Genomic DNA, 11,092 nt, shown 5'->3' with positions numbered 1-11,092 from the left:
GTAAACAATTTCAAGCTATAAACTGTAAATTATCAATACCATTACAGACATCCTTAAAACTTTAAGGTTTAGCGATCGCCTAATTTATGAAAAATACAGCTCATACAGTTACTTTTATATTACATTGCAAATATCTATGTAACATGTAAAGATGCCAGCGCTCATTGCTATAAATCTCCACTATTCCAACCTCAGAAATACCTGTGAGAAATGCTTAATCATGTTTCTGTAAAATTTGTCAAAGGTTTATGAGCACGGGCGTTTTCTCAGCCCTCCCATTAATTGTTGATACAGGATGAAAGTATAGGCAGTAAAAACTAGAATAAAGTGACGCATTAAACTGGTTTTATTTATCACTTGATACTCTCTTAAACCTAACCAACCCTTCGCTTCTCTATAAAATTTTTTGATATAGTTTCTCTGGGAAAAAGTAGTAATATCATGTCCGGATAATTAGTGATAAAAAACTTCCTTCTTTTTTTCTCCTGACTCCTGACTCTTCCGTCGTTATTTATAAGTATTCAACCGGCCATCATATAACTATCCATTCTCCTGTCACACTTTTATATGGTTTATTTGTAATTAAATAATCAATTTCAGTTGCCGATTTTACAGAACTACTATTCATTTAGTGGCCTTGCGAGTCGCAGGGAACATACAGCTCGGTTGCATTCGTTTTTCCTATGTCCAGAATCATCAATAATCAGAGCAAATTCATTCCTAATTTTCGTCTGATTACCCTTTATTCATAATTTGTAAACGACGCTCATTTATCAAGCTCTCATTCCATTGTGCTTGGCTAATAATTCGTTTTTTTAATGGTTTTGGTGCGCCTACTTTTTTACTATTACTCAATGTAGCAAAAGTTTTGATATCTAAACCTATACCCAGAGAATTGCTAGATCCTGGTAGTATTTGCGGTTGAACTTCTACTACAAAACTGAGAAAATATCTATTAGCTGAATCTTTGATTACTGTTACTGATGATGGTTATCCTGGTAAATCTCTTGACCAAACTACTTTTAAATAGCCTATTTTGGCCAAGTATACTTTGTCTTCATGTAGTTGAAAACCTCTTAAGATAAATCTAGCTGTTTGTCTTGATTTACGTTCCTTAAACTTTGGAGGTAAAACTTTTTTACCTTTTCTTTGACCTTTTGTAGACTTAAAGAAGTTTTGATAAGCTTGGTTTAAATCATTTAATCATTGTTGTAATGGTACAACAGAAACTTTTGATAACCATTCTTGATCTTCAGTTTTTTTAGGTTGAGTAATAAAGAGTTTTTGTAGCTCGGAATTAGTCGGTTTTTTCTGGCCTGAAGTATACTGTTTCTAACAACAAGCTAGACTATCGTTCCAGACCACACGGACACAAACAAATAGCTGTGCTAATCGTTGTTTTTGTTGGCATGTTGGATAAATACGATACTTATATCTGAGCTTTCATAATTTAACTCGTACACTAACGAAATGATACCATATTTATCAAACCAAAAGTAAATGAAAAGTCGCCCTCAAAGGGCGAGACTTCAGAACCAGTTTTTCGGTGAAATAATCGTTCAAGATTAGTGTCAATAAAAATTTTCAGTTTGTATAATCTCAATCCATGACTGTAATGAAGTGTGTCCTATATTCTGTTTGCGTAGCATTTCCGAAAGAAAGAGGACCTCAGAATTACACACTCGATGGATGACTTGTGAAACAGTATCAGTCCTACTGACTACTTCTTCAAATCAGGGTTCCTCGTGGTAAAAGCTACACAAAAAAGACCAGTAAAATACTTAGATCCAACTATTGCTTTATTACTTCCCCCGTCCCTGCAGAAATTGGCTAAACTACTCTATCGCACTTATCTGGAAACTCATCCTGATCTGCTAAGACATCCCTTTGGTGTAGCCATTAGTCCTGTCAGTTACAGAGCTAGTCTAATATTCTCCCATCGGCCAATTTTATTACCAGGTGAATTTTTCGTCCCTGTAGAACTAATTGAATCAAAAATTTATTAACCGAATATGGACTTACTGAGAATATGGCCTCTTACCCTAATTATATTTGCCCTTGGTGCATCCATTGGCAGCTTTCTCAACGTCGTCATTTATCGCATACCTTCTAAATTATCTATACTCTTGCCTCCCTCTCACTGCCCCCGTTGTCAAAGTAAATTAAAACCCTGGGAAAATATCCCAATATTTGCTTGGTTATGGTTATGTGGACGTTGTGGCCACTGTCACAGTCCAATTTCTATCCGCTATCCCTTAGTAGAAGTCATTACAAGTTTCTTATTTTTGCTAGTTTTCTGGAAATTTGGAACTACAATTTCCACCTTAGGTTATTGGACTTTTTTCAGTTGGCTACTTGCTCTGTCTATGATTGACTTAGATACCATGACTTTACCTAATCCTCTCACACAATCTGGATTAGTCTTGGGTTTAGGCTTCCAGTTGATTACCATATTAGAGAAAAATATTCAAGAAAATAATCTAATCAATTTTTTAATGGTTGGTATTATCGGCGCAGTCCTGGGTTTATGGTTGTTTGACTTAATCTCTATATTCGGTTCAATAGCTTTCGGGCAAACAGTTATGGGTGGAGGAGATGCCAAATTAGCAGCCATGATCGGAGCTTGGTTAGGTTGGAAATATCTACTATTAACTTGTTTTCTCGCCTGTACTATGGGAGCATTTGTAGGTGGAGGAGCGATCGCTTTAGGTTGGCTAGACCGAAAACAACCAATACCATTCGGGCCTTTTTTAGCAATGGGAGCAGGTTTGACTGTTATGTGGGGTGATGGTATATTATCAACCTACTTCAATCTATTTTTCCCTGGATTCTCATCCTAATTTTTCTGGATGAAGTCAATTACTCTTAGATAGAGTGTATTACTCAGGAGATGTAAAGTATAGATACTTAGGGCTAAAACTTTTCTAAGCAGACAAAAACTAAGTAGAATAACCAGAATTTAAAGCCAAACTTTTTAAACTATTACAGATTTTTTTTGAATTAAAACGACCTTAGTTTATTTTGTATTAGCTGATAGTCATAGCTCTATATTGTATACTTATTAACCTGAATAGGTGAAAAACACAACGCTTTAGCAAAAATTTAATCACTTAATAATTAACTCTAATTTATTTTAATGTCTCTATTTGATTGGTTTGCAAATCGTCAAAAATCAGCCCAGAACTCTCAACAGAGACCTGAACGAGAAATTGCTGATGGACTTTGGATCAAATGTGAAGCTTGTGGTGCTTTAACTTACACAAAAGACCTCCAAGCTAATCAAATGGTTTGTCTCGAATGTGGATACCACATGAAAATATCCGGCAATGAGCGGATTCAGCATTTAATAGATAGTAACACATGGATGGCAATTAACGAAAAAATTAGAGGGACAGACCCTTTAAAATTCCGCGATCGCAAAGCATACAGTGATCGTCTAGAAGAATATCAAAGAAAAACAGGGCTTTTAGATGCTGTACAAACAGGTATCGGCAACATAGAAGCTGAACCCGTAGCTTTGGGAGTGATGGACTTCCAATTTATGGGAGGAAGTATGGGGTCAGTTGTTGGAGAAAAACTGACTAGATTAATAGAACAAGCTACTAAAGAGCGCTTACCTGTAATAATTATTTGTGCTTCCGGTGGGGCTAGAATGCAAGAGGGAATGTTGAGCCTGATGCAAATGGCCAAAATATCCGGAGCCTTAGAATGTCATCGAGAAGAGAAACTGCTATATATTCCAGTTTTAACCCATCCAACTACAGGTGGCGTTACTGCAAGTTTTGCCATGCTTGGAGATATTATTATCGCTGAACCAAAGGCAACAATAGGTTTTGCGGGACGACGAGTTATTGAACAAACTGTCCGTGAAAAGCTACCTGAAAACTTTCAAACCTCTGAATATCTATTGGCACATGGTTTTATAGACATAATAGTACCTCGTACTCAGTTAAAGAAAACTCTGGCTCAGTTAATTCGCCTTCATAAAATTCATCCTGCTGCTCCTACTTCTACTAAGTCATTAGAAGCAGGGCCATACTGCCATTTACCCTTTCAGGCAGAACAACATAATTCCATTACAAATGACAATAAAATTCAAACTATGCCTCAGAATTAGATTTTGAGTGCTTCAAGGGATTTTTTTTAATTATTTATGAATTGAAGAAATGTTATGGGTTTCGCAGATATATCAATCCAGGAAATAGCAGAAGATTTTAATGTCCATGTAGACGAGGTACTTCGTCTTTGTGACCAAATGGGAATTTCTTATAAACACTCTCAGACCCGTTTGGCCTTAGAGGATGCTAAAGCAATCATGTCTCATTTATTAGCCCAAGAACAAAAATCTAATTCTTGATCGGAGTTGATAAATACTTGACGAATTGACACATGACCACTGATAAATAAAAATTAGATCAAAGTTCAGTAAATCTGAAGTAATAAATGTATCTGTGTTAGTTGATTAACTTGCCAGTTTTAAGGAGAAGAATGTTGAAAAAATTTTTCATAGCTGTAGTTGCCATTGTATTTCTGACGTTTCAAACGTTCGTTAACATAGCCACAGCCGCCGAATTAACAGATAACGACCGGACTCTACCTCTGAATGATGAAGGTGAAAAAGTTGTACTTAAGATTAAGGAATATGCCAGAGGCAAGCGCGAATTTAATAATGTTTGCTCCCAGTGCCATGTCGGAGGGATAACCAAAACTAATCCTGATATTGGTCTTGGTCCAGAAGCTTTAGCTTTGGCCTATCCGCCACGAGATAACATAGAAGGTCTCATAGACTACATGATAAATCCTACTACCTATGATGGGGAGGTTGAGATATTTGAGTTTCACCCCAGCATAAAGAGTGCCGATATTTATCCAGAAATGAGAAATCTCACAGAGGATGATTTATATGCGATCGCTGGTTATATTCTCGTACAGCCTAAAGTTTTAGGCAAACAATGGGGCGGCGGCAAAATCTTCCGTTAAAATTCCTTTTTCTTTGAAATATTGACTAATGATTTTAGATTATTGGTTTTTTGATGGGAGACAAAAAAATTGTTTTTTTCTTCATTAAACCCTAATCTAAAATCGATTATTTTTTATTCTAGATTTGTACTTAATTAAAGTTAGAAAAATAGTATGTTAAATAAATCATTACTGATTCGTTTTCTGCTAGCTATATTAATTATTATTCAAGTAATAATTTTTGATACTCAATCAGCCGAAGCTGCTGTAGATTCCTATGTAAACAGATATTTAGACGCTAAACAACCAGTAGAAATTAAACTAAATGAACAAGGAGAAACAAAGAAATTTTCTGCTGAAGATTTATCCACAGGCAAACAAATTTTTGCCAAAAATTGCCTTAACTGTCATGTAGGAGGAGCAAATTTAGTCAACCCTCCAATATCTCTATCCCTCAAAAACTTAGAAGGAGCAACACCACCACGAGATAATATTAATAATTTAGTTGCTTTCTTCAGAGACCCTATGATATATGACGGTAGTGATTATACTTATTTTTGTCGTCAAGTTACCGAAAACTGGATGTCCCAAGCTGAAGTAGAACAGATGGGCGCATTTATTTTGAGAGCTGCACAAAAAGCTCCTGCTTGGGGAGCACAAGGAGTTGAACAAAATTGACATCGTTCTAGAAAACTTCAGACTAATATCCTTACTGACAAATTAAAAAACACCCTCCTTAAATCACTATAGCGCTTCGCCCTCGTTTATTTACAACTTATAGCCTAGGATGTAGATTGTAAGACTCAACAATTGATAGTTGAGAAGAAAAAGTGGTGTATTAATTTCAATTCAAATAGAAATCTCCAGAAAAGGGGGTAGAGAGTAGGGATTAAGGGGAAATAATTGATAATTTATGTGGGATAATTGATTTTATTTTTTATTATTGGAGATGTCTAATAATTGTAAATACTTTTAACTTCTATCTAAAAAGTTTCAATAAAATTAAAATATACAGGACTTGCGCAAAATATCAAATCATACACCATCTGTAGATGGGAACGGCCGTTCACCCCTATCAGATACAGTAGCTCTAGGTAAGTCCTGATATATAGAAGTAGGAAAGAAGAACATAGTGGTATAGACACGACTATTATTAGTTAACAAGTTGCAAAACAGGAAAGATAACTGTGGTTCCACTAAACGACGAAAACCCTACTAGCAAAACAGCCTTTGTAGTATACGGCTTAATTGTAACTAATGTCCTATTATTTTTGTACGAGATTAGTTTGTCAGATATTCAACTTAGGCAGTTTTTTTATTCTTGGGCTGTAGTTCCTTGTCAACTCAGCAATACTTGTTCAGTTCCACTGCCAACTTCCCAATTTCCTGAGTGGCTAACTTTATTCAGTTCTCAGTTTCTACATGGAGGATGGTTGCATTTGGGTGGAAATATGCTATTCCTCTGGATTTTTGGCAATAATGTAGAAGACTGTTTAGGTCATGTGAAATTTTTAATTTTTTATCTCGCTTGTGGTGTACTAGCATCTTTATCCCAGTGGTTTTTCTCATCCGGTTCAGCTATTCCCACCTTGGGTGCAAGTGGAGCGATCGCTGGTGTTATGGGAGCATATATTCTCAGATTTCCCAAAGCTAAGGTTCTCACATTATTACCCATAGGATTTTTTATTACCACCGTTCGTATTCCAGCATTTTTTTTCCTAGGTTTTTGGTTTTTGCAGCAAGCATTTTATGGTGTTGCTAGTCTTAATGCACCAGCCAATATTGGCATGGAAGCAGGTGGTATAGCTTATTGGGCTCATGCTGGAGGCTTTGTCTTTGGAGCTATTCTAGGTCCTTTATTAGGATTATTTTCCTCGCCAGAATAAATACTTAAAGCTTCATAGGGCTTTGTTGCACAAAGAAAGGAAATAGGGTAAAAATAAAAGTGCGTGGCACAAAAAACCTACATCAACGTAGACATGAGTAATTCCAAGTCCAAGTTTCAGTCTAAAGTACCTCCTCAGCAACTGGTCTGAATATGATGTGTCCTTAAAACAGAGGGGGAGTTTGACATTTTGGTTATCTCCAGAGGTAATAGGGCAATGGTTGAATCAAAGGAAGACTGGGCTTAGAGGAGCATCTAAATGTATATAGTTATACAGTAATGAATGTGGCAATTGAATTAATGGTGACACTACAATCTATTTATATTATAGGGCGTTGTCAGATTAAAGGATGAATTATAGGGACAGGGTGGGAACAGGGATTTCTTTCAACTTAAGGTAATGAATCAGTAGTCAATTGAGTGCTTTAACATTTCAACAGACTTGGAATAGCACAAGGTTTTGCGATGTATAGCGCTGTGCGCAGGCAACAGCTCATCTGGCAACAGCTCCGGAAGGGGGAATAAAAGACCGATAATACAAGACTTTTAGCTATTGGACACCTCTTGTAATTTGTAAATATGCCAGCGCACATTGCCATCTAACATAGCTCAGTAATGACGTAGCGCGTGTATTTTCTCCCTCTACACCAGTCATGTAAGTCTTGCTCACAATCTGATCTCCTGCTGGAATAAATTTGCGATCAACTGGATTACCATCCCTCACCCAAAAGTAACATTGCCACCAGGAAATAGTCTGCCATAGTACCATAAATGTTTCTGCACTATGGTTACCTAGGGCTTGCTGATTAAATATCAAAGCATTGACTGATATTGGTTTGCTGCCTTTTTTTGTCTTTAACAAAGTGCAAGCTTTTCGGTCTAGGGAGCTCATGCATGCTAGTATTTTGGGATGATTATGGCAGAAAAATAAAGGGACAATTTTTACTACTACCTCCTCGCTCATCCCCATTTCTCCTGTCTCCTGTCTCCTACCCCCACCAACAGACTTTATGAGCGCAAACCCTACCTACTACCCAACCTAAAATCCCGGTGGGAAAATGCTCTACAGCAGCTCCTCTGCCAGATTTGATTTTTTTTTCCAACAAAGGTTTCCAGTTGCTCCAATTCTCCTACCTCTGGGATAGTTTCTGCGCTCGTAAGCATCTGGTAGAAGTGTTCCCACGAGTTTAACCCCGTCCATAATCGTTGTGCGTGAAACTCCTGTAATTCTCTCTATGGCACGAAAACCCATGCCATTAACATACTTTTTCCAGCAGTTGCGCTTGAGATCATTACTGTATCCTCTATGTTGATATTCTGTGAGCAACTGACGGCCACACTTGACACAGATATAATTTTGCTTACCTTTTCGCGTGACCATTTTTATGGATGTGGTGGCTGTGGCATTCTGGACATTCCATGACATCTCTCCTTGAGCTCTAGACGCTGATCATTCTCTGAATTATCTTCTTTTCTGACAACGCCATTTATAGTATGCCAGGACGACAAACAGAGGGCTTTTTGGAATCTATATTTACCTTGATGGAACTAGATTTATATCATGTCCGGTAGCATCGGTATTGTAAGCGTGAAGGTAAGGAAGAAGGAAGAAGGAGGAAGGTTTTAGTTATCTAGGAGAGAGGGAAGAAGGCTTAAAAGCTTGAAAAAACGTAAATTTCCTGTAGATATTCACCCTTGGTTTTACACAAATGATAAACTGCGGACATGATATTATTCGTACAATGTGTCATGCTTAACCGTATGATTTAAAAAGGTAAGTCTAAGAGCTACAAAGTTGAAATCTAGTTATAGCGCTGTGCGCAGGGAACAGGGAACAGGGAACAGGGAACAGGGAACAGGGGGAATAAATTGCCGATCATATAAGACTTCTAGCTCTTTTGCCCCTACTACAATTTGTAAATATACCAGCGCTCATTGCTATAACTCCAACAACAGCGTTGGCTTGCGATCGCCACTTTCATGGAACAAAGCCGCTTCATAGCGAAAGAAGCGCAGGAAAGAGAGTAAATAAAGTCGTTATCGATCGCGAACCTGTGTCAATGTTCCCACTCCAGTGTTCAGACTAGATATTCTCCGTGAGTCAGCGAGCTGTGGTTCGGGTATATCCAAATCATCAAATTGTTCCAATGGATATTCCATTGGAATATCAGCAGCGTTGACCACAACCCCCAAAAGCTTAGGAATATATTTATCAGATTCTTCTTCATCATCACCTGTTAACTGTTCTATGACCTCTGTTAGTACACCTGACATAGTGAAATTTGGCCTAGTTACAATAATCATGCCATCAGTATAAGGTTCTAACATCAAAGCATCATTGTTTTTACTTATGCAAGGAGAGTCAAGGATAACAAAATCAAAACGATGTCGCGAATCTGAAAGTAACCTTTTCATCTCACTTGATTCAATAATACCTCCTGCTTGTTTCACAGGACCGGGACTAGGGATGACATAGAAATTTTCTACCTCTGGAACTTGTTTGATACAATTACTGATATCACTGTAATAACGAAGCGGTTCAAAAGTTCTTTGTGGTTCGGGAACAATTTTAAGAGATTGAACTTTTGAAGGAGTTCTTAAGTCTGTCTCTATTAAAAGTGTCCGCCGACCTGCTCGTGCAGCAGCGATCGCTAAATTATAAGCACAAAATGTTTTACCCTCCCCTTTTTCTCCACTGCTCAACAGCAAAACTTTCACAGGTTTAGTTCCTTGACGTTGTAAATTTGTCCGTAACTTTTCATAAGATTCAAGATAAGGAGAATTATGCTCAACTAATAAAGGCATTTCCTTTGCATCCATATCGTCAAAAAATATTACATCTGGCAACAAACCCAACAATGGTACATCTTTTTCCTTCAATGCTGTTTGAATTTCTTCCCAAGAATAGAACTTGCCAGAAAGCATTCCCAAAACAAAAATTAAGCCTCCACCAACAACTATGCCTGCTAGTCCCCCTATTGCCAACATCAAAGGCATACTTTTTTCTCCTCCTGGTTCACCCTCCTTGAAAACAGCAGCTTTCTCAGCAATAGCTAGACTGCTAATTATTTCTGCCTCAGCGGCTTCAGCATCTTCTAAAGTTGCTCGCATCTTATCCAAACGAGACTTTTTGATGGCAACTTCTTCTTGCAACTGAGTTAATTTTAATTGCTTATTCGGAATAGTCGCATACTCAGCTAGCAATTCTTGCTCAGTTTGAATTGTTGTTTCTAGTTGTCTTTGTAGTTGCTCCTGCTGAGTTTTCAGAGCTATTAAGGCTTCTGCTAACTGTTGTCTTGTGGGGTCTAAAGAAGCATCTACTCGAATTTGCTCTACCTTTCTCAATGGTGCTGCTATCCCATTACCCCCTAAAACTTCTGCCGCACGTTGCTGTAGTTGTTGTTCTGCAACTTGTTTTTGCCTACGCAACTCAACTACAGGTGGATATTCTTCTGTAAAATCTAATAATAACTTATCTAACTGATTTTCTACTTGATACAACTGCACTCGGAGATTTGCTATAATTGGATCAGCAGCGAGTGCCCGTGCTACATAAGCTTGATCTGCAGTTAACCCTAACTGCTCTTCTAAACTCTTAATCTGAGCTTCTACCCCATCTAACTCAAGTTTAATCTGAGTTTGTTGTTGTCGGCTACCTGCGATCGCCCCTGGTAAAGCTGCTGCCCTTGCTGTAACCAGTAATGCTTCCTCTTCTCTCTCAAATTTCTGTTGCTGTTGTTGAGCTTTTCTCAATTCTTCAACTGCTGCGGGTAAACGTTTTCTGACTTCATCAATAATTGCTCTTTGAGATGTAGTATTAATTTTTCGGCTTTGCTCCACTATTTGTTCCATAAGAGCATCTACTATTTCTACAGCTTTTTCTTTATCTGTATCTTCATAAGATAAATAGAAGATCTCTTCTTGTAAAACAAATGTTGCTCCTTTGAGTTTCCTTGGATCTACCAATACTTTTTCTGCTACTGCCTGTCTAACTTCATCATTCAGTAGTATTTCTGGAGTAACTGCTTGAGCGTTTTGTTGGATTTGAGCAGCAGTCTCAGAAAATAGTAAAACAGGACTAATTTTCCTCAATGTACCTAGAATTGTACTTTTTGTTTCTGGATTTGGCTGCAAAGCAATTATTCCTGAAACACCTACTGCTACAGTGAAAGTTGCTACTCCTACCCACTTGTATAGTCCTAAAGCCATCAAATAGCGTTTAATAATTGGTATAGCCATAATCTAGTA

At 37.6% G+C, this 11,092-nt stretch carries 7 protein-coding genes and 4 pseudogenes; 6 read left to right on the top strand and 5 right to left on the bottom strand.

The window, feature by feature from the left end; translation table 11 throughout:
* Window positions 1-224 precede the first annotated feature (224 nt).
* Window positions 225-438, bottom strand: a pseudogene (locus F6K27_RS21845) (IS701 family transposase); the annotation flags it as partial.
* An 894-nt stretch (window positions 439-1,332) separates the two neighbouring features.
* Window positions 1,333-1,428, bottom strand: a pseudogene (locus tag F6K27_RS33905) (helix-turn-helix domain-containing protein); the annotation flags it as partial.
* A gap of 584 nt (window positions 1,429-2,012) precedes the next feature.
* On the opposite strand from F6K27_RS33905, the gene F6K27_RS21835 reads away from it, so the two are divergent.
* The 6 genes from F6K27_RS21835 (at window position 2,013) to F6K27_RS21810 (ending at window position 6,845) form a co-directional block, all read left to right on the top strand.
* Complete coding sequence (locus tag F6K27_RS21835) at window positions 2,013-2,840, top strand: A24 family peptidase (RefSeq protein WP_287279267.1); 828 nt, start codon at window positions 2,013-2,015, stop codon at window positions 2,838-2,840.
* 296 nt (window positions 2,841-3,136) lie between these two features.
* Window positions 3,137-4,117, top strand: a complete 981-nt coding sequence (gene accD, locus F6K27_RS21830; protein ID WP_287279268.1) for an acetyl-CoA carboxylase, carboxyltransferase subunit beta — start codon at window positions 3,137-3,139, stop codon at window positions 4,115-4,117.
* A gap of 54 nt (window positions 4,118-4,171) precedes the next feature.
* Window positions 4,172-4,357, top strand: coding sequence for a translation initiation factor IF-2 N-terminal domain-containing protein (locus F6K27_RS21825; protein ID WP_124143902.1), 186 nt, complete (start codon window positions 4,172-4,174; stop codon window positions 4,355-4,357).
* 131 nt (window positions 4,358-4,488) lie between these two features.
* Window positions 4,489-4,980: a photosystem II cytochrome c-550 gene (gene psbV, locus F6K27_RS21820; RefSeq protein ID WP_287279269.1), complete on the top strand. Its 492-nt coding sequence runs from the start codon at window positions 4,489-4,491 to the stop codon at window positions 4,978-4,980.
* A gap of 153 nt (window positions 4,981-5,133) precedes the next feature.
* Window positions 5,134-5,637, top strand: a complete 504-nt coding sequence (gene psbV2, locus F6K27_RS21815; protein ID WP_287279270.1) for a photosystem II cytochrome PsbV2 — start codon at window positions 5,134-5,136, stop codon at window positions 5,635-5,637.
* Between the two features lie 509 nt (window positions 5,638-6,146).
* The gene (locus tag F6K27_RS21810) at window positions 6,147-6,845 is read left to right on the top strand and encodes a rhomboid family intramembrane serine protease (RefSeq protein ID WP_287279271.1); all 699 of its coding nucleotides are present in this window, start codon (window positions 6,147-6,149) and stop codon (window positions 6,843-6,845) included.
* 611 nt (window positions 6,846-7,456) lie between these two features.
* Here the strand turns inward: F6K27_RS21810 and F6K27_RS21805 are convergent.
* The 3 genes and pseudogenes from F6K27_RS21805 to F6K27_RS21795 all read right to left on the bottom strand — a co-directional run.
* A pseudogene (locus F6K27_RS21805) lies at window positions 7,457-7,637 on the bottom strand (IS1 family transposase); the annotation flags it as partial.
* Window positions 7,638-7,872: 235 nt separating this feature from the next.
* Window positions 7,873-8,265, bottom strand: a pseudogene (locus tag F6K27_RS21800) (IS1 family transposase); the annotation flags it as partial.
* A gap of 616 nt (window positions 8,266-8,881) precedes the next feature.
* Window positions 8,882-11,083: a tyrosine-protein kinase domain-containing protein gene (locus tag F6K27_RS21795; RefSeq protein WP_287279272.1), complete on the bottom strand. Its 2,202-nt coding sequence runs from the start codon at window positions 11,081-11,083 to the stop codon at window positions 8,882-8,884.
* Window positions 11,084-11,092: the final 9 nt, after the last annotated feature.

Source organism: Okeania sp. SIO2F5 (assembly GCF_010692685.1).
GTDB lineage: Bacteria > Cyanobacteriota > Cyanobacteriia > Cyanobacteriales > Microcoleaceae > Okeania > Okeania hirsuta.
This window is presented reverse-complemented; position numbering and strand designations above follow the sequence as displayed.

What these genes read in the sequence shown, in the direction of transcription:
- F6K27_RS21835 (WP_287279267.1), top strand. Translation starts at nt 2,013, where the DNA reads ATGGACTTACTGAGAATATGGCCTCTTACCCTAATTATATTTGCCCTT.
- accD (WP_287279268.1), top strand. Translation starts at nt 3,137, where the DNA reads ATGTCTCTATTTGATTGGTTTGCAAATCGTCAAAAATCAGCCCAGAAC.
- F6K27_RS21825 (WP_124143902.1), top strand. Translation starts at nt 4,172, where the DNA reads ATGGGTTTCGCAGATATATCAATCCAGGAAATAGCAGAAGATTTTAAT.
- psbV (WP_287279269.1), top strand. Translation starts at nt 4,489, where the DNA reads ATGTTGAAAAAATTTTTCATAGCTGTAGTTGCCATTGTATTTCTGACG.
- psbV2 (WP_287279270.1), top strand. Translation starts at nt 5,134, where the DNA reads ATGTTAAATAAATCATTACTGATTCGTTTTCTGCTAGCTATATTAATT.
- F6K27_RS21795 (WP_287279272.1), bottom strand. Translation starts at nt 11,083, where the DNA reads ATGGCTATACCAATTATTAAACGCTATTTGATGGCTTTAGGACTATAC.